Below are 18,126 nucleotides of genomic sequence, written 5' to 3'. Positions count from 1 at the left end.
CGCCGATGGGGTAATTAACGCCATCGGCGGAGAAATTCAAGTCAATTCAAACTCAATCGCGCTTATTTTCGAGACTTTCTCACTTGTAGCAGATATCAAGCTCACGCGCCGCCTTGACTTCATCCAGCCGGCGGACCGGGGTTGTGAAAGGAGCATGATGCAGCTTTTCCGCATCGGTCTCCACTTCTGCCGCTATTGCGATTAGAGTCTCGGCAAATGCCTCCAGCGTTTCCCGGCTCTCGGTTTCGGTCGGCTCAATCATGAATGCTTCCGGGACTATCAGCGGGAAATAAACGGTTGGGGCATGAAATCCGAAATCAAGGAGCCTTTTGGCGATATCCAGCGCCTTTGCGCCCAGTTTTTTCTGACGGGTGCAGGAAAGCACAAATTCATGCTGACAGACCGAATCATACGGCATATCGAAGCGCTCTTTTAAGAGTTCCTTAAGATAATTGGCGTTCAGTATGGCGTTTTCAGAGATATCTCTAAGCCCTCTGGCGCCTAAGGTTCGGATGTAAGCATAGGCCCGAATCGAATTGGCAAAATTGCCGTAAAAGGAGTGAACCCTTCCAATTGATTTGGGGCGGTCATAATCCAGGAACAGACGATTATCCTCATCGGCTTTCTTCGACAAGACCGGCGCCGGCAGATATGGCTCGAGCCTTTTTACGACCCCGACCGCACCCGCGCCGGGACCGCCGCCGCCATGCGGAGTCGAGAAAGTCTTGTGAAGATTGAAATGAAGAATATCGAATCCGATTTTCCCCGGCTGGACAATGCCCAACTGGGCATTCAGATTGGCGCCATCCATATAGAGCAGCGCTCCGGCGTCATGCACAATCTTTGCCACCTCGGCAATCTTCGACTCAAACAATCCCAGCGTATTGGGATTGGTCAGCATCAACGCCGCCGTCTCGCTGTCAATGGCGGAGGCGACTGTCTCAGGAGAGATAATGCCATTTTCATTTGATTTGATCTGAACGGTCTCGTATCCGGCGAGGCTGACCGACGCCGGATTGGTTCCGTGCGCCGAATCCGGAATCAAGATTTTCCGGCGGGGATTTCCTTTGTCCTTGTGATATGCCCGGATTATCAGCAGTCCGACAAATTCTCCCTGCGCTCCGGCGACCGGCTGCAGCGATACGGCGTCGAATCCCGAAATCTCCCTGAGATATCCTTCCAGCTCATACATAATCTGGAGGGAGCCAGCGGCGGTCCGACAGGGTGCCAGCGGATGCTGCTCGGCAAACCCGGGCAGCGAAGCCGCCCGGTCATTGAGTTTCGGATTATATTTCATCGTGCAGGAGCCGAGAGGATAAAAGCCTTTGTCGATATGATGATTTTTCACCGAAAGCCCGACATAATGCCTCATCACTTCCCCTTCGGTCACCTCCGGCATAGGGGCATCGACATCCCGCCGGTACTTTTGGGGAATCAAATTCAGAAGTTCCTGCTCCGAGCGGGATGGCTCCGGCATTGGTGTCCCGACTCTTCCCGCCCGGGATTTCTCATGAATCAAAATCTGTTTATTCATTATGCTGCAATTCGCTCGCTTCCGTTAATTTGACGCGCTGGTTGTGTCCGGATTTTTTAGTTTTTCTATCTGCTGCCGGGCATAAGTAGTGTCGGCGCTGGCCGGATTATTGGCGATAAAGTCTTCGAAGGCTTTAATTGCAGCGGTGGTATCCCCTTTCTGGCGCAGACAGATAGCGGTCCAGATTTCAGCGTCGGTCGCCATTTCGGTTCCGGCGAACTGTTTCCGGACTTTTCCAAAAATCGCCATCGCGTCATCGAAATTCTTACCCCGACGTTTCAGGTCGGCGACCGCCATCATCGCCTTGTCGGTATAGCCTTCTTTATTTTCCGGGTCGGCATCAATAATCCTCTGGAAGTACATCTCCGCTTCCGTGTACATACCCCGATCAGCATATTTTTCGCCGATAATGGCATTTAGTTCATTGGTGGCGCCGCTGTCGGCTTGACGCAGATAGTAGTTCAAAGTATGAATATCATTAGTGTAGTCGGTTATCGTCCCGATAAAATCAGGCGGCGGCAGGAAACCGGCGATGCGGTCGATTTCGGTGCCGTCGCTGTTGGCAAACACTACCGTGGGATAGCCGCTCACGCCATACTTGCGGGCGGTTATGGTATCCTGCTCGGCATTAATCCGCGCAAAAACGATATTGTTCGACATGGCGATAACCGCGGAATCGACAAATGTCACGGTGTCCAAACGTTTGCACCAGGTGCACCAGTCGGTATAGAAGTCGATTAGCAGTTTCTGATTTTTCTGCTGCGCCAGCTGCAACGCCTGCTCATAACTGGTGGCAAATTCGATCTTGGTCGGCGCTACCACCTCGGCTTTTTTGGAACATCCGGCAAGAGATAGAATCGCCGCCAGACTGAAGCAGACCACCATCAACCCTAACGTTCTCCCTTTTCTCATAACATCTCCAGTAACTAAAATTTATGATTTCCTTATCGTATTCAAGTTTTACGATAACCTAACGAGATTCTTTGTTTACAAAACAATCTAAGGTCCTCTATCGCTTCGCGGGCGATAAGACTGCCACCGCTGCCGCCTCCTGCATCGCCCGGGCAAAGGCGGCGATTTCGGCGTCGGTCCGCTTCTCTGTTACGGCGACAAGAAGCGCATCTTTCATATCGGGATAAAATCGTCCCAGGTCAATTCCCGGCATTATCCCATGGCGGTCAATCATAATCTCAATTAATTGACCGGCAGGAAGCGGTGTTCGGATAACGGTTTCGCGGAAATAATCGCCGGGGAAGTAGGCGGAAAATCCCGGCAGCGCTGCCAGTTTTTCAGCCGCCTGGTGGGTTTTATCCAGACAGAGGAGCGCCACCTTCTTCAGCCCTTGTTTGCCCAGCAGCGCCAGATAAACAGTTGCCGTCGTGGCGCAAAGCGCCTGATTGGTGCAGATATTAGAAGTTGCTTTCTCTCGTCGGATATGCTGCTCACGGGTCTGCAGGGTCAGAACAAAGCCGGGCTTGCCTTCTTCGTCAATGGTGCGCGCTGCCAGTCTTCCTGGCATCAGTCTTATCAGCTCTTTTTTGACGGCAAAAAAACCGACCAGCGGTCCGCCGAAATTCATAGGAATCCCCAGCGGCTGCCCCTCGCCTACGGCGATGTCGGCGCCGCACCCGGCCGGCGTTTTCAGAAGAGCCGCCGCAATCGGGTCAACGGCCTCTAAAAATAGCCCGCCGCTATTATGAATCAGATTAGCCGCCGGCTCAACATCCTCAACCAGTCCGAAAAAGTTCGGTTGCGCCATAAGAAGAGCCGCGGTATTGCTGTCAACCGCCTGGCGCACCTGCTCCAGGTCGGTCACCCCTTTACTATTTGGAATAATGACTATCTCGACATTCAATCCGGAGAGATAGGTCTTTATGACATCGCGATAGAGCGGGCTGACCGTATCGGAAATGACGACCTTATTCCGACGGGTATGCGCCAGCGCCAGATGGACCGCTTCGGCAGCGGCCGAGGCACCGTCATACATCGAGGCGTTGGCGGCATCCATTCCGCTTAGACGGCAGATGTTGGTCTGAAATTCGTATATTACCTGAAGCGTCCCCTGCGCTACCTCTGCCTGGTAGGGGGTGTATGCCGTTACAAACTCCGGCCGGCTCAAAATGGTCCCCAGCGCCGAAGGGATGAAATGGTCATAGACCCCACCGCCGGCAAAAATTACCAGTCCGGTCTTGTTCTTAAGAGAGATTTCTTCCATCTCCCGCAGCAATTCCATCTCCGGCAGCGGCGCCGGAAGGTCGAGCGGCGACTTCATCTGAATCGCCGACGGAATCGGCTTCAGCAATTCCTCAAAATTCTTAACCCCGATTTTTTCAAGCATTATCCGACGGTCATCGTCGGTATTCGGTATATATGACATAGACGGAAGACAATCCTATTCGACAAGTTTTCTGTAATCATCAGCGGTGAGAAGTTTCCCCAGTTCTGAGGGGTCGTTAGTCTTGATTTTAATCATCCATCCTTCCCCGTAACAGTCGCGATTGACCGCCGTCGGGTCGCCTTCCAGACTTGTATTGACTCCGGCGACTTCGCCGGAAACCGGCGCGAATATTTCGGAAACCGCTTTCACCGCTTCAATTGTCCCGAAGGGCTGAAGCGCCTTGACTTTGGTCCCGACCGACGGCAGCTCTACGAAGACCACATCCCCCAGTTCCCCCTGCGCGAAATCTGTTATTCCGACCGTAGCAATATCCCCATCCATTTTAACCCATTCATGCTCTTTGGTATATTTCAGGTCTGATGGAATGTTCAAAAAACACCTCCTCTATTTTTGCTCATCCTCAGTCGATTTAGTCGTGATTTCTTTGGTCTGTTTTTCAGCCTCTCCCATGCGGTAGATGAAGGATGTGTCGAACTGGCCGTTTATGAAATCAGGATGACTGAATATCTTTTTATGGTAACTGACCGTGGTGGGAATTCCCTCAATGATGAACTCCTCCAGGGCATATTTCATCTTTTCAATCGCTTCCCGCCGGGTTTGCGCCCGCACAATCAACTTGGCAATCATCGAGTCATAATAAGGGGGGATGACATATTTGGCGTAGGCGGCGGTATCCACCCGAATGCCATGCCCGCCGGGAACATGGAACGAGGTAATCTCGCCCGGCGCCGGGCGAAAATCTTTGTCCGGGTCTTCGGCGTTGATGCGGGCTTCTATGGCATGCCACTTGAGAATGATATCTTCCTGACGGTAGCGCAGTTTTTCTCCGGCGGCCACCCGAATCTGTTCTTTCACCAAATCAATGTCGGTCGCTTCTTCGGTAATCGGATGCTCCACCTGAATACGGGTGTTCATCTCCATAAAATAAAAATTGAGGTCGGCATCGACCAGGAATTCAATAGTCCCGGCTCCCAGATATTGAATAGTAGCGGCGCCCAGGACGGCGGTGCGTCCCATGATAGCCCGAAGTTCCGGAGTCACCAGAGGCGAAGGACATTCCTCAACAAGTTTTTGATGACGTCTCTGGATACTGCAGTCTCTTTCTCCGAAATGAATGATATTGCCATAGGAATCGCCCATCAACTGAATTTCAACATGATGCGGGCTCAAAATAGCCTTTTCCAGATAGACATCGGGATTCTTGAAAGCGGCCTCGGCTTCGACCCGAGCCATGGGAAAGTTGTTCTCCAGTTCGGTCTCGTCGCGACAGAGTCGCATCCCCTTGCCGCCGCCGCCGGCAACGGCTTTTATCATCACCGGATAACCAATTTCCGCGGCAATCGATTTGGCTTCATCGAGTGTGCCGACAATTCCTTCCGAACCGGGTATCACCGGTATCCCGGCTTCGCGCATCGTTTGCTTGGCGATGTTCTTGTCGCCCATTTTTCGAATCATGTCCGGTTTAGGACCGATGAAAGTAATTCCGCAGGATTCGCAGATTTCGGCAAACTCGGCGTTTTCGGCAAGAAATCCGTACCCGGGATGAATAGCGTCGGCGTTGGTTACTTCGGCGGCGGAGATTATTCGCTTGGCGTCCAGATAGCTGGAGCCGGCCGGCGCCGGACCGATGCAAACATCTTCATCGGCAAAACGAACATGAAGCGAGGCGCGATCGGCTTCGCTGTAAACGGCAACTGTCTTTATTCCTAACTCGCGGCAGGCGCGGATTACCCGCAGCGCAATTTCGCCGCGATTGGCAATTAATATCTTCTTAAACAAAGATTCCTATTCTCCAATCCAGTCCGATTTCCAATCAGACTAATATACATTAAAAACGATGAATGTCGCCTTCTTTTTCTGCCTGTGGCTCCCCGGATTGCCACCGCTCGGACGCTCCGGTGATACCCTTGACCCGTAAGTCAAAGTCGTCCGGGTTGGTACACTGATTCATCGCCTCTTCAAACGAAATCATCCCGCTCCTGTAAAGATGCATAATCGACTGGTCAAAAGTTATCATTCCGTACTGTCCCCCCTGCTCAATCAGGTCGGGAATGCTCGAGGTCTTATCCTGATTAACAATATAATCGCGAACTGCCGCCGTCGATATAAGAATTTCCAGCGCCGGTACTCGTCCCGGCATATCGGTTCGAGCCAGCAGCCGCTGGCAGACAATCGATTTCAGCGTTCCCGCCAGAAGCAGCCGAATCTGTTGATGCTGATGGGGCGGGAAAAAGGAGATTATGCGCGACAGGGTCTCCACCGCATTGAGAGTGTGAAGCGTTGTCAAGACCAGATGACCGGTATCGGCGGCCGTCAACGCAATCGACATCGTATCCAGGTCGCGGATTTCTCCTATCAGAATCACATCGGGGTCCTGACGAAAGGCATGGCGCAAAGCCGAGGCAAAAGTCTCGGTATCGGCGCCCACCTCGCGCTGGCTTATGATAGACTTTTTATCGCGGTAGATATATTCTATAGGGTCTTCGATGGTCAGGATATTGTCATCCCTGTTTTCATTCATATGCTCAATCATCGCCGCCAGAGTGGTTGATTTACCGGAACCGGTAGTTCCCGTGATTATGATTAGACCGCGCCGTTCCATTGCCAGTTTTCGAATGGTATCGGGAAGATTCAATTCATCAAAGGAAGGGACATTGGTATTGACGGCGCGGATGGCGATACCGCTGGTTCCCCGCTGGCGGAAGAGGTTTATACGAAATCGTCCCAGTTTGGCAACCGAAAGCGCCAGGTCCATCTCGTTCTTCTTCCGGAACCGCTCCAGTTGCTGCTCATTGAGAATCTGGCTGACAACGTTTTCCATTTCGTCTATGGTGATAGGGGTAGTCGATATCTGCTCCAGATGACCATTGACACGAATGTGCGGACGAATGCCGACACGGATATGCAGGTCGGATGCATTGCGGCTGAGCATCTCAACAAGCATCTGTTTGAGGTTCATATCCCGCCTCCTGAAGGTGTTCTTAACTTAACCTTGCGGGTCGATCAGGAACAGAACCTGCCCGAATTCGACGGGCTGGGCGTTTTCCACGAGAATTTTTGTAACGGTGCCGGCGACTTCTGATTCTATTTCATTCATCAGTTTCATCGCCTCGACGATACAAACCACCTGACCGACCGAAATTTTCTGACCCAGTTTCACGTAGGGCGGGGTATCCGGGGCCGGCGCGGCGTAGAATGTCCCCACCATAGGTGACTTGATCTCTACATAGTTCTTTTCGGCATCAGAAGGCTTCGTCTCCACTGCCGCAGTCGGCGGCGCTGAAGTCACAGCCGCCGGCGGCATCGCCACCGGGGCGACAGTCTGTATGACCGCCGGCTGGTCGGACTTGCCGTTGCGACCGCTCATCCGGCGAGTGATTCTTACCGTCCGACCCCAGCTGGTAACTTCAAGCTGATCAATATCTGATTCTTCAACCAATCTTATCAATTTCTTAATCGTTTTCTCACGCATATTCCACCTCGTAGGGGCTTGGGAACGGAAAAAAAGATAACAAATTAAAACTACAGTTCAAACAAATTTTTTGGTGACCGGGTCATCACTCTACCACCCCTTGTGGTCACGAGAACGTCATCCTCAATTCTTACCCCACCCCAGCCGGAAATGTAGATTCCGGGCTCTATCGTTATGACCATCCCTGACTTAAGTGTGTCGGTGCTGCGTGGACCAACATTCGGCTTTGAATGAATATAGACTCCCAAGCCATGCCCTAAACCATGTCCGAAGTTTTTCCCAAACCCCGCCTTGTTAATGATATCGCGCGCCACTTTATCTACCATCTTTCCTTCCACACCATGTCTAACCTTTTTTATCGCAGCAAGTTGCGCCCGCAAAACGATATTATAGACCTTTCTCTGCCGGTCGCTGGCTTTGCCGACTACCACAGTTCTGGTGAGGTCGGCGGTATATCCGTTATACATAGCTCCGAAGTCAAAAGTGACAAAGTCTCCTCTGGCGATTTTCTTTTTCGATGCCACCCCGTGAGGCATGGCAGAGCGGTATCCCGATGCCACAATGGTCTCAAATGCCGGCTTCTCCGAACCAAGGGTCATCATCTGGTATTCCAGTTCCGCGCGGACTTCGTTTTCCCTGAGACCGGGACGAAGGTATCCCAGGATTCGTTCGAAAGCGGTATCAGTTATATCCATCGCTTTTTGCAGCGAGGCAATCTCATCGGCGTCTTTTATCACCGAGAATTGCTCCACCATATCGGTCGCCGGAACGAGCAAGGCGCCGGCTAAGCCGTTTTGAATTCTCTGCAATTCGCCGTGTGTCACGTGCGCCGATTCGAAACCGTATCTAAGATTTTTCCCCTGGAACTGCTTGAGGTCTTTCAACTCGGAAATCGCGTCCCCTTTCGTAATTATGACTTTTGCCCCTTTGACCTCTTTGGCGGCCTGGTCCTTGTATCTGAAATCGGTGAGAAAGAAGGCGTCTTTTTCTCTGACAATCAGAAGCCCCGAAGAGCCGCTGTATCCGCAGAGATATCGAATATGCACCAGCCGATTCACCAGGAAACCATCAAGATTTTCCGCAGCGAGTTGTCTCTGTATTTTTTCAATTCGTTTCTTATGCATTTTTCTTGTCCTTGCTTAATGATGCTTCTATTATTTCAATCTTCTCGGAAATTCGGGGGTTGATACCGGCTTCCGCCAGTTCATTGAACACTTTCAGAGCCAGGCGATAGTACCCTTGCGCCATCAGGAGGTTTCCCAGAGTTTCGGTTCGGAACGGTATATCGCGCAATTTTTCCTCGGCGGTATCTCTCTTATCTTCTCCCTTACGGAGCATTACAATTTTGGTTGCCGTAAAAGGTCGGTCGGCTATCGACGACGCCAGTCCTTCGGAAGCGGGTGCCGTCAGGAGAAATCGCTCATAATATGAAAAGGCGCTGGCGCTGTCGCCGGAATAGAATTTGATATCTCCCAGATATTTCAGCGCCACGAGATTGTCCGGGTCTTTCTCCAGTACTCGGTAAAACTCCTGCTGCGACAATTCCATCTGCCCGGTATGAAACAACGCCCGGGCAAGGATTGTTCGCCCCGAAATCAGTTCCGGACATTCCGAGAGTCTCAGGCGGCAAAGCTCGATTGCCCGGGAGAATTTCTTCTCCAGAAAATATTCCATTGCGAGCGCGGGCCAGTACCCTTTGGCGGAGAGCTCTGAAATCAGGCTGCTGTTCATACCTGACGCCAATATAGGAGATACAATGATAGTAGAAAAGAAAATAACGCGGTCATAGAGCCGCTCCCGCCCGGTTTCGTCCCGTTTTTCCAACGCGACCTGGATTGGCGACTTGTTAATCAAGAGGATATTTTAGCCGGGGCTTACCGGGCTTATAACCAGTCAAACCAGTCCCAGAACTCGGTGCGGATGGTGCGGAAAAATTTGCGGTATATATGATGACCGACTTTTCTCTTGCCGCAGTACACATTGGCGACACCGGTCATTCCCGGTCGGAGAAGATGAGCGTCATTAGGCACCAGACAGGCGGTCTGAAAGACTCGCTCCCCATTGACATTCTCCACAATCTTATTGTCAATCCGATAGACATCACCGTAGAAAGATAACTCGGGATATCCGCGCACTTTGAATTTCACTTTTTGCCCCAGGCCGATATCGGCCAGTTCTTTTTCCGACAGAGTAATCATCGCTTCCACCGTGTCCAGGTTGGCGATTTCGCACACGGTCTCCCCGGTATCGAGATGAAGCACCATGCCCGAAATGGTCGCCTTAATCTCGTAGGCATCCTGTTGACGGGAATGGAAGTCTATCTGGCTTTTAAGACGGTCGATTTCGGCTTCTTTCGCTTTAATCTCTTCCGGGCGGGTCCCGGCTTTTAATAAATAGAGACGGTTCTGCGCCCCTTTGAGGCGCGCGTCCCAGACCAGGGAATCAGCCCGGGCATCCTCCCAGGCCTGTTTCGCTACGAGATTTTTCGCATACATTTCATTAATCCGGGTCAGATTCAAACTCGCCTGGTCCAATTTTGCCTGCATTTCCCGGACGGTATTGCGCGCCTCTTCTATTTCCTGTGGTCGCGCTCCCTGCTGAAGAATCGCCAGTTGCTCCTCCGCCTCACGCAGACGCGCCGTATATTCATTTATCAGGTGCGAAGTCTCGGTATTAATCAGGCGGGCGATTACCTGTCCCGCCACGATGCTGTCGCCGATGCTGACCAGCGGCAGCAATCGAGTGGTAGTATAGTCGCTCGAAAAGGTGCTCACTTCCCGCTTCTGTCCGGTGGAACGGCTCGATTTGTCGTACTGCAAAAGTTCCGCATATCCGGCGCTGTTGTATTTCAGCGTTAAAATCTGGCGCGGGCCGATTTCCAGTTCCCCTTTCACCCGCAGTTCGACTTTCACGAACGCGACCAGAAATATCAAACCGACCAGAATAATCGCCGCTGTTATCCGCCCGGGCCAGCGACGGAGAAGACTTCCTTCCGCTTTTATGGCTCGACCTGTCTCTTTGACTGCGTCCATAATCAGATTCCTGAATAGAAAGACCATAATGGCGGCAAATATCAAGAAGCCGGTGCCGCCCAATCGGGATACCAGGAACTGCGCCAGCATCATAAAGAAGTATCCCAGAATAAAGACTACATAAATAAAAGATAAAATTCCATAATAAAAATAGATTCTTTTCTCGCGGCGGCTGTACCCGGAGTCATCACGCCATTGTCCCAGCAGGAGCCGTCTAAGCAGCCCTTTCCAGTATCTTCCGGCTTTCTGGCGAAGATTGGGAATCTCCAGATAATCGCTGAGGATATAATAGCCGTCATATTTAAGAAGAGGATTGAAATTAAACAGGGTGGCAACTCCCGAGAAAGCCATCACAGCCAGCGCCACCAGATTTATCGCCGTATCGGTCGCGGTAACTCTCCAGACCAGCACCGACAGCGACCAGATGAAAATTTGAAAGAACCCGCCCGAGAAGGAGACCCAGAGACGTTTTCTCTTTTCGGTAAAGAGCCAGGCGTCGCTGACATTGCAGTAGAAGGCGGGCTGAAAATAAAGCAGTAGGAAGCCGATATCGCGCACCTCGCCGCCGTAAAATTTGCAGGTCAGCCCGTGCGCGAATTCATGCAATACCGCCACCATGAGCATTGAAAGATATAAGATGATTATCCCCTGAACCGAGAGAATCTCCCCCATTCCCCGGAGTATATCGCGGCTGTTATTCAATGATACGAGTACAGCCAGGAGAATCAGAAAAGCCGCCAGAGCGACAAATTGCGGCGTGAAGAATAGCCGCACACGATTTATCAGCCGGTCAAACAGGCGGCCCGGGTCGATGGCTTTCAGTTTTATAAACAGCAGTCTGCCGAGAAGGGATTGTTTTGGTTCTCTGGTCGCTTCCCGCTGCCGTCGCAGCAGTTCCAGCCGGGTCAGGTCATTGTCAAGAAAGCAGAGCTTTTGCAGGTGCGCCGCAAAGCCCTCAATAGAAGCGGCATCAATTTCCAGATTGAACCGCTTGGTGAATTCGACCGCGATATCAGCAGACCCCTTGGCGCCATCAAAACTTGTAATTATGAAGTATTCCGGCTCCCGCACCTGAAAGAAGAGACCGGTTATCGGGTCTTTGATTACAAAGTTCTTGGAGCCGTCTTTAGCGGTCACTTCCCGGATAACCAGATCGTCCCTGATTTTAGGCGGTTTGTCCATAAAGCCTCAGGCGATTTGTTGATATAAAATAAGTAGAGAGGGCGAATCCGTCAAAGGAATAAATGGCCGGTCTCAGCCGAATATCCGCTGATAAAGATAGATCATTAGCCCCATGAAAGCGATGCCGGTGTAAATGCCGAGCATATAATTTCCAACCCACCAGGGTCGCGACTTTTTCTTCTCCGGCTTTTTTAGAATGGTATGGCAGTGCTTGCAGACTATCGCCCCCGGCGCAATCTCTTCCATACAATAAGGGCATTTGCTTTTTTCTTTTGACTTAAGCAGTTTCACGGCAGTAAAATCGGCATCATAAATATATTTTGGCAATATAAAAATTAATGCCCCTTATCTGACAGGGAGAGTATCCTCGGGCGGCCCGAACCGCTCTGATATTATAGTACTGCCTTAGTCTCCGACAGATACCGCTTTTTCTCTTAAGCCGGGTATTCTACCCGCGCGAACCACTCCAGTTCGATTTCCGGAAAGAGGGCGTCCCGTTTCTTGCAGTCGGAGTAGAACTCCCAATCGCCGAGGGACGGACTCTCCCCGGCAATCATCCTGTCGGCCATCTCTGCGAGGCGCTTGAATATCGACCAATGTTCCGACAACCGCAGTTCGGCATAATCGCGGGCTGACCAGGTTGAAATCAGGAACTGCCAGTCGGAAGCGGCCATCAGCATCAACTCCCGCGCCAGCTGCTTGATAAGTTCGGTCAATTCATCCGAAATCGTGCTTTTATTTGCCTCATAATGGCGCGCCAGGGCGCAGAGTTTTTTCTCCGCCTCATAGATATGTTTCCAGGTCCATTCATTCTCAGCGTTGAGCCAGATATAATGGTTCCCCCCTTCGCCCCAGCTTCCCTCCGGTATTGAAATTACTTCGGTCGGCTGCACTCTATCGAGATGTTCCGCCAGAAAGGTCAAATCTACTTCGGGGTCAAGGCAGATTTTCCGAAGCACTTCCTTCAAAAACAGCGGACCTTCGAACCACCAGTGCCCGAAAAGTTCGGCATCATATGGCGCTGTCAAAATCCCCGCCCGATGCGACTGTTCGTAATATCCGGTAACGATATCATGAATCTTTCCGACAAAATGTTCCGAATTCTCCCCAATGCGGGCCAGGGCAGTCTTGCGAAAATACTCCACCTTGTCGGCTAAGTCGGACTTCGATGAGGTTACCGCCCAGTAACGATGCCCTCCCGGAAAACGTTTCTTATGGAAATCGAGATAATTTCCATCGCCGGGATATCCATGTTCGCCGGACCAGACCAGAAGCCCTGTCTCCGGGTCGCGGGTGAAAATCGAAGTCGGCTTTTTTCCTTCGGGTGAGGAGCTGACCAGATAGACCTCGCGGGGGGTTTTATCTTTCTGCTCTTCGCGCGGGCGATATTGGGCTTCGAATTGTCCCCAGAGACGTTTTAACGCCTCGAACCGGTCAAGGTAGACACCAATCGATTTTCCCCCTTTCAGCAACGCTGAATCGACAATGAAGAAATCAATCCCGTTCTCGGAGAGGAATTCATCCACACCTTTTCGCTGGTATGCCTCCTGGGAGCCGTCAATCGGCACCGGCGGCGCCCATTTGTAGCGGGGACGATAGGCGCACTCGGGCAGCCATATCCCGCGCGGTCTTCGCCCGAAATGCTTTTCATAGTTCTTCACCGCCAGTTTCACCTGCGCCTGCACGGTTTCATCGCGCGAGAGAAGAGGGAAATAGCCATGGGTCGCGCCGCAGGTCATTATCTCCAAAAATCCCCGCTCCTGCAATCGTCTCAGCTGACCGATAATATCGCGATTGATGGAATTGAACTGTTCCAGGGTGTCTTTATAGAATTTTTCCCAGAAATGGGCGTTCTCCAGCATATTCGGCTGGGAATATTTGAAGAATTCCGCGGCATCTTTTCCGGCGGCGTCGATTTTCTGAACCAGATAAGTCTCAAACTCGGTCTTGAAGGAATCATCGGCTAACTGCTCGGTCAGCACCGGTGAAATATCTATCGTCAGTTTCGGTTTATATCCCTCCTGAACCAGTTCATTGATAATTCGAATTAGCGGCAGATAAGTTTCCGCAGCCGCTTCGGACAGCCAGTCCATCCCGTGCGGCCAACGGCCATGGGCAAGCACATAAGGGAGATGAGTATGCAAGACGAAAGCGAAATATCCTTGCGGCATCTTATTTCTCCTCGCTGTTGCTGGCCGGTCCGAAACCGATGTTTTTTGGATGTACTTCCGGAATGCCGTGTATCTTAATTTCGCCGAATTGCTTCTCGAATTTTTTCAGGTTCTCATCGAGAGTTTTCTGCAGAAGTTTCGCGTGTGTGGGGGTCATGATTATACGCGCCTGCACCCGGGTTTTGGGCGCGCCGGGCATAATTCGGGCGAAATCCATAATTATCTCGGTTGCGGAATGCGCCACCAGGACCAGGTTGGCATAAATCCCTTCGGCCTCTTTTTCGCCGATTTCAATATTTACCTGTTGCGGTTTTATCTCCATTTTATCAACCTCGCATTTCCTTTTCTTGTCAATTGCCTGAACTTTATATATATTGAGTCAATCATTAAAATTGTAGAGCAGGCGCTCAATTATGCCAATTAAGATTGACCGAATTGATAAAATAACCGGTAATATCGGAAAAGCAAGGATATTAATTCTCGGCGATATCATGCTCGATGAATATCTTCACGGCGTGGTCAGCCGGATTTCACCCGAAGCCCCGGTTCCGGTGGTTGAAATCAACAATGAGCAGCTGCGTCTCGGCGGCGCCGCCAATGTCGCCAATAATATTCGCGCCCTCGGCGATGAGCCGATTCTGGTTGGCGTAATCGGCGAAGATGATGCCGCCATTAAGCTCTCGCAACTTCTTAAAGAGCGAGATATCTCGCGGGAGTATTTAATCGACAATGGCGAGCGGCGCACCACTATCAAGACACGAATCATCGCTCATTCGCAGCAGGTAGTTCGCGCCGACCGGGAGGATACTTTTGAAATTTCCAGCGACACCGAGAGGCAGATACTGAATCGGGTGCAGGCGGTCGCGGAAAAAATCGCGGCAGTGATAATCTCCGACTACGGCAAAGGGGTGATTACGGCGTCGCTTCTGGAGAAGTTGATACCGTTCTGCCGCGAAAGAAATATTTTTGTCGCCGTTGACCCGAAAGAGACGCATTTCTTCAATTACAAGAATGTTTCGGTCATCACGCCGAATCATCACGAAGCCGGATTCGCCGCCGGGAGAAGAATCAAGACTGATGATGACCTGCAGACGGTAGCACAGGCGTTGCTGGATAAGCTGAAAGCCGATTCTCTGCTGATTACCCGCGGGGAGAAAGGGATGTCGCTGTTCCAATCGTCCGGGGAGGCGGACCATTTCCCGACCGTGGCGAAAAAGGTTTTTGATGTCACCGGCGCCGGCGACACGGTGATTTCGGCCTTTGTTTCGGCGGTGGCGGCGGGAGCGAGCCTGAAAGAAGCGGCTGTGATATCGAACTGCGCCGCCGGCATTGTGGTAGGGGAACTGGGGACGGCGACGGTGGCGCTTCCGAAACTGGTGGATGAACTGAAGCGGAATTTTGCGAATGGAGGATGATGAAGCCCGGTGACCGAATGGTCGCCTTATTGGCATTCCCGACCACGGTCGGTATGCTCCACCTGGCGGGGGAACCCAGAACGAAGACTCAAAATCAACGGTTTCGGCAAAGTCAAGTGAGAACGATAGAATGATAATCCCAAGAACAAAACTAAAATCAATTCTGGCTGCCCTCCGCCGGTCCGGCAAGAGAATTGTCTTCACCAACGGCGTCTTTGATATTCTGCATTACGGACATGTCGATTACCTCACCAAGGCGAAACGGCTCGGCGATATTCTGATTGTTGGACTTAACACCGATTCCTCGGTGCGGAAATTCAAGGGGAAGAACCGTCCGATTCAAAACGAGAAAGACCGGGCGCGGATACTGGATGCCCTCAAGCCAGTCGATTATGTGGTGCTTTTCTCCGAAGAAACACCGGAGCGGCTGATAAGAATGATTCGACCTGACATTCTGGTGAAGGGGGCGGACTATAAGGTTTCCGAAATTGTCGGGGCGGAGTTTGTGAAATCATACGGCGGGAAAGTTAAGCGGATTGCACTTCAGAGGGGGCGGTCAACGAGTAAGATAATCTACAGAATGTAGACGTTTTCAAATTTCGAATGCGCGCGGGATTCGACCTGAAGGGGCTGAAAGCTGAGAAGATTTCGTCAGGAGGGACTCCTGACGACGCTTTCTGGGGAAATATCTTTAGTAGAGCAGGGTCCCCGCCTGCGGCGGGCTCCTGCCAGAATCCACCAGCAATGGTGGATTCAATATTTACAAGGGTATTTATTCCACAGGGCGGAACAGATTTGGCACGAGCGCGGGGCACATGCCCCGCAGAAGAAGATGTCGAAACTTAAGTCGCAAATGTCGCCCAATGAACCGGACAGATTTGGATTCCGCTATAGGCAGAGCGGCACAGAATAATCCGACGAATTCTTAATAACCGGCTCGCAGGAGAACGCCGTGACGAACGGACAATATGCTGTTGTATTCTACTTTTTCGCGCGCTTCCAGGATGCCATCAAAAATCGAGAAGTGATACCCGAGGTCAATGAACAAGCGGGAGCGATTCGACTTGTAACCGATTATGGCGGCCACGGACATTGCCATATCAGATCCGGAAATTCTATCCCAGTCAAACAGACTCGGCAAAAGCGAAAGCGGAATTACGGTGCCCTCAATACTCCAGCGAAAAGAGGATGCCCTTGGGGCGCCGAAAGCAAGGCCCAAGCCGATGCTATTAACCGAATGGTCTCTTATCAGCGGATTCAAGGAATCGACGTCAGCCCGAAACCAGCGATAGGCCAAGAATAGATGTATATTTGCGCTCTTATCCGATAATTCGGCCCAACCAAACTCGAAATTTGCGGTTTGCATGTTACTGCTCCCCGCGCCATGATAACGGAATTCACCAAACTCGACTTCGGCCGAGAGAAAAAGTGATCCATAATATATTTTCGCTCGCGGTCCGTAGGTAATGCCAATTTTCGATGTTCGAGTATGGAGTTTGTCGTACAAATATCCTTCGACATCACCATAGTATGGCTGGCGCTCGAAGGCGATTTCCCAGGTACCGACCGTAGAGCGAACGGAGATTTCTGCTCTCCACGGATTCTTATCCGGGCCGGCTTGAATACTCGACGACGGCACGGCAATGACAAGGGCGATTAGGAGACTGAGTCGAAATGGCAATTTCATAGTACCCTCCAGAACTATATTTGCTACGCATAGCGCTGTAAGTTGCCGAATAAAATCTACACAATTTCTATCCGGATTGCAACACTCTACCAATATCGGCCGGGGGAATTTACTAATAGAATTTTGATATCGATTCCGGGCAAGCCGGGAATGACTTAGCCCGTCAGATGAAGCAACTAACGACGGAAAGCAGAATAACCTACGCCTTCTGGAATTTCCGGCTCCCCCGTTGGGTAAGCGGGATTCCTTTCTTGCAGAGAGGACAGACCTCCGGTTCCCAGGCGTTGGCGGCGACGGTGGCGAGAGGTTCCAGAGGGTAATCGAATTTTATCTTGCCGCCGGAGCGGTCAAGAAAAAGTCCAATCCCGACTATGTTCGCCTTATAGGAACCGACAAGATTAATGACTTCAACGATAGAGGTTCCGGTGGTGAGGACGTCATCGACAATTAAAACGCGCGTCCCTTCATCAATATGGAATCCCCGTTTGAAAATCCGCCCTTTCCCCGCTTCGGCCGGCTCGGCGTAGATGGCATCAACCCCGAGACATCGGGCGACTTCATAAGCGATAATGACGCCGCCGGTAGTGGGACCGACCACCAGTTCGACATTGTCCTTGGCAAATTTCTGCGCCAGGGCGGCACAGACTTTTTCGCACAGACGGGGGCGTTTGAGAATCATGAATTTTTCGTAGTAGATATCGCTATGCTTGCCGGAAGTCAGTTTGAAATGACCCTCCAGCAGGGCATCAGACTCTTTGAAAATTTCAAGAACTTTATTTTCGTCCATTTCAGTCTCCTGTGATGATGGCGACGGCGGCAGCCATTTGACGTTCGTGCGTGATGGATATCTTGACTTCTTTGTCCAGTATTCGCTCCCGAATCGGGTCATCGAGATGCACATACGGTTTTCCGTAGAGGTCATTGAGAATCTGAATCTGTCTGAAGGAGACCCGCTCATCAAAGAAGGCGCCGAGGCATTTGATGACGGCCTCTTTGGCGGCGAATCGTCCCGCAAGAAATTGCACCTTGTTAAATTTGGCGGAAAATATTTCCATCTCTTCCTCGCCCAGAATTTTGTCGGCGAATTTTCCGCCCCAGGTTTCAAGAGCCTTCTTTACCCGGTCGGTTTGAATAATATCGATGCCCAGCGAATAAATCATTTAATATTTCACTTTCTGTTTCCGAAAATATCTAATGAAGATGATAAATGAAATCTAATTTTTTTGCAATATTTT

18 protein-coding genes are annotated in these 18,126 nt (G+C 51.2%); 2 read left to right on the top strand and 16 right to left on the bottom strand.

Translation table 11 applies throughout. From position 1 onward, the window contains the following. Window positions 1–79 precede the first annotated feature (79 nt). The 13 genes from gcvPB to AB1690_02910 form a co-directional block, all read right to left on the bottom strand. Window positions 80–1,534, bottom strand: a complete 1,455-nt coding sequence (gene gcvPB / locus AB1690_02970) for an aminomethyl-transferring glycine dehydrogenase subunit GcvPB (protein MEW6014264.1) — start codon at window positions 1,532–1,534, stop codon at window positions 80–82. Between the two features lie 24 nt (window positions 1,535–1,558). Continuing rightward, window positions 1,559–2,446, bottom strand: a complete 888-nt coding sequence (locus AB1690_02965) for a thioredoxin domain-containing protein (protein ID MEW6014263.1) — start codon at window positions 2,444–2,446, stop codon at window positions 1,559–1,561. A 97-nt stretch (window positions 2,447–2,543) separates the two neighbouring features. Beyond that, window positions 2,544–3,911 carry an aminomethyl-transferring glycine dehydrogenase subunit GcvPA gene (gene gcvPA, locus AB1690_02960; GenBank protein ID MEW6014262.1) on the bottom strand — a complete coding sequence of 456 codons (1,368 nt, stop codon included), beginning with the start codon at window positions 3,909–3,911 and terminating at the stop codon, window positions 2,544–2,546. A gap of 15 nt (window positions 3,912–3,926) precedes the next feature. Continuing rightward, entirely contained in the window at window positions 3,927–4,304 is a 378-nt protein-coding gene (gcvH, locus tag AB1690_02955; protein ID MEW6014261.1) for a glycine cleavage system protein GcvH, read from the bottom strand. A gap of 12 nt (window positions 4,305–4,316) precedes the next feature. Then, a complete protein-coding gene (gene accC, locus AB1690_02950; protein ID MEW6014260.1) occupies window positions 4,317–5,711 on the bottom strand; it encodes an acetyl-CoA carboxylase biotin carboxylase subunit in 1,395 nt (464 codons plus the stop codon). 49 nt (window positions 5,712–5,760) lie between these two features. Further along, window positions 5,761–6,891 (bottom strand): type IV pilus twitching motility protein PilT, encoded by a 1,131-nt coding sequence (locus tag AB1690_02945; GenBank protein ID MEW6014259.1) that lies wholly within the window; start codon window positions 6,889–6,891, stop codon window positions 5,761–5,763. A 27-nt stretch (window positions 6,892–6,918) separates the two neighbouring features. Further along, window positions 6,919–7,449 carry an acetyl-CoA carboxylase biotin carboxyl carrier protein gene (accB, locus tag AB1690_02940; GenBank protein MEW6014258.1) on the bottom strand — a complete coding sequence of 177 codons (531 nt, stop codon included), beginning with the start codon at window positions 7,447–7,449 and terminating at the stop codon, window positions 6,919–6,921. Window positions 7,450–7,454: 5 nt separating this feature from the next. Then, window positions 7,455–8,528 (bottom strand): Xaa-Pro peptidase family protein, encoded by a 1,074-nt coding sequence (locus tag AB1690_02935; GenBank protein MEW6014257.1) that lies wholly within the window; start codon window positions 8,526–8,528, stop codon window positions 7,455–7,457. Beyond that, window positions 8,521–9,228 carry a hypothetical protein gene (locus AB1690_02930; GenBank protein MEW6014256.1) on the bottom strand — a complete coding sequence of 236 codons (708 nt, stop codon included), beginning with the start codon at window positions 9,226–9,228 and terminating at the stop codon, window positions 8,521–8,523. The genes AB1690_02935 and AB1690_02930 overlap by 8 nt, the downstream gene beginning before the upstream one ends. Window positions 9,229–9,287: 59 nt before the next feature. After that, complete coding sequence (locus AB1690_02925) at window positions 9,288–11,618, bottom strand: efflux RND transporter periplasmic adaptor subunit (GenBank protein MEW6014255.1); 2,331 nt, start codon at window positions 11,616–11,618, stop codon at window positions 9,288–9,290. A gap of 72 nt (window positions 11,619–11,690) precedes the next feature. Next, window positions 11,691–11,945 carry a zinc ribbon domain-containing protein gene (locus AB1690_02920; protein MEW6014254.1) on the bottom strand — a complete coding sequence of 85 codons (255 nt, stop codon included), beginning with the start codon at window positions 11,943–11,945 and terminating at the stop codon, window positions 11,691–11,693. A 107-nt stretch (window positions 11,946–12,052) separates the two neighbouring features. Next, window positions 12,053–13,789 carry a 1,4-alpha-glucan branching protein domain-containing protein gene (locus AB1690_02915; GenBank protein MEW6014253.1) on the bottom strand — a complete coding sequence of 579 codons (1,737 nt, stop codon included), beginning with the start codon at window positions 13,787–13,789 and terminating at the stop codon, window positions 12,053–12,055. Between the two features lies 1 nt (window position 13,790). Then, window positions 13,791–14,111, bottom strand: coding sequence for a DUF3467 domain-containing protein (locus AB1690_02910; protein ID MEW6014252.1), 321 nt, complete (start codon window positions 14,109–14,111; stop codon window positions 13,791–13,793). 91 nt (window positions 14,112–14,202) lie between these two features. Here AB1690_02910 and rfaE1 point away from each other — a divergent pair, with 91 nt between their 5' ends. Beyond that, window positions 14,203–15,204, top strand: coding sequence for a D-glycero-beta-D-manno-heptose-7-phosphate kinase (gene rfaE1, locus AB1690_02905; protein ID MEW6014251.1), 1,002 nt, complete (start codon window positions 14,203–14,205; stop codon window positions 15,202–15,204). A 130-nt stretch (window positions 15,205–15,334) separates the two neighbouring features. Further along, a complete protein-coding gene (gene rfaE2, locus AB1690_02900; GenBank protein ID MEW6014250.1) occupies window positions 15,335–15,790 on the top strand; it encodes a D-glycero-beta-D-manno-heptose 1-phosphate adenylyltransferase in 456 nt (151 codons plus the stop codon). Window positions 15,791–16,129: 339 nt separating this feature from the next. Here the strand turns inward: rfaE2 and AB1690_02895 are convergent, their stop codons facing one another. The 3 genes from AB1690_02895 to acpS all read right to left on the bottom strand — a co-directional run bounded on the left by AB1690_02895 (window position 16,130) and on the right by acpS (window position 18,051). Further along, complete coding sequence (locus AB1690_02895; protein ID MEW6014249.1) at window positions 16,130–16,891, bottom strand: hypothetical protein; 762 nt, start codon at window positions 16,889–16,891, stop codon at window positions 16,130–16,132. Between the two features lie 199 nt (window positions 16,892–17,090). Continuing rightward, window positions 17,091–17,678, bottom strand: a complete 588-nt coding sequence (pyrE, locus tag AB1690_02890) for an orotate phosphoribosyltransferase (protein MEW6014248.1) — start codon at window positions 17,676–17,678, stop codon at window positions 17,091–17,093. A 1-nt stretch (window position 17,679) separates the two neighbouring features. After that, window positions 17,680–18,051 carry a holo-ACP synthase gene (gene acpS / locus AB1690_02885; protein ID MEW6014247.1) on the bottom strand — a complete coding sequence of 124 codons (372 nt, stop codon included), beginning with the start codon at window positions 18,049–18,051 and terminating at the stop codon, window positions 17,680–17,682. Window positions 18,052–18,126 lie beyond the last annotated feature (75 nt).

Source organism: Candidatus Zixiibacteriota bacterium (assembly GCA_040753495.1).
Lineage (GTDB): Bacteria > Zixibacteria > MSB-5A5 > GN15 > PGXB01 > DYGG01.
Note: the sequence above shows the minus strand (reverse complement) of the source record. Positions and strands in the feature narration are given on the sequence as shown.

What these genes read in the sequence shown, in the direction of transcription:
- rfaE2 (MEW6014250.1), top strand. Translation starts at nt 15,335, where the DNA reads ATGATAATCCCAAGAACAAAACTAAAATCAATTCTGGCTGCCCTCCGC.
- AB1690_02945 (MEW6014259.1), bottom strand. Translation starts at nt 6,891, where the DNA reads ATGAACCTCAAACAGATGCTTGTTGAGATGCTCAGCCGCAATGCATCC.
- pyrE (MEW6014248.1), bottom strand. Translation starts at nt 17,678, where the DNA reads ATGGACGAAAATAAAGTTCTTGAAATTTTCAAAGAGTCTGATGCCCTG.
- rfaE1 (MEW6014251.1), top strand. Translation starts at nt 14,203, where the DNA reads ATGCCAATTAAGATTGACCGAATTGATAAAATAACCGGTAATATCGGA.
- AB1690_02915 (MEW6014253.1), bottom strand. Translation starts at nt 13,789, where the DNA reads ATGCCGCAAGGATATTTCGCTTTCGTCTTGCATACTCATCTCCCTTAT.
- gcvPA (MEW6014262.1), bottom strand. Translation starts at nt 3,911, where the DNA reads ATGTCATATATACCGAATACCGACGATGACCGTCGGATAATGCTTGAA.
- AB1690_02965 (MEW6014263.1), bottom strand. Translation starts at nt 2,446, where the DNA reads ATGAGAAAAGGGAGAACGTTAGGGTTGATGGTGGTCTGCTTCAGTCTG.
- acpS (MEW6014247.1), bottom strand. Translation starts at nt 18,051, where the DNA reads ATGATTTATTCGCTGGGCATCGATATTATTCAAACCGACCGGGTAAAG.
- gcvPB (MEW6014264.1), bottom strand. Translation starts at nt 1,534, where the DNA reads ATGAATAAACAGATTTTGATTCATGAGAAATCCCGGGCGGGAAGAGTC.
- AB1690_02910 (MEW6014252.1), bottom strand. Translation starts at nt 14,111, where the DNA reads ATGGAGATAAAACCGCAACAGGTAAATATTGAAATCGGCGAAAAAGAG.
- AB1690_02935 (MEW6014257.1), bottom strand. Translation starts at nt 8,528, where the DNA reads ATGCATAAGAAACGAATTGAAAAAATACAGAGACAACTCGCTGCGGAA.
- AB1690_02925 (MEW6014255.1), bottom strand. Translation starts at nt 11,618, where the DNA reads ATGGACAAACCGCCTAAAATCAGGGACGATCTGGTTATCCGGGAAGTG.
- AB1690_02895 (MEW6014249.1), bottom strand. Translation starts at nt 16,891, where the DNA reads ATGAAATTGCCATTTCGACTCAGTCTCCTAATCGCCCTTGTCATTGCC.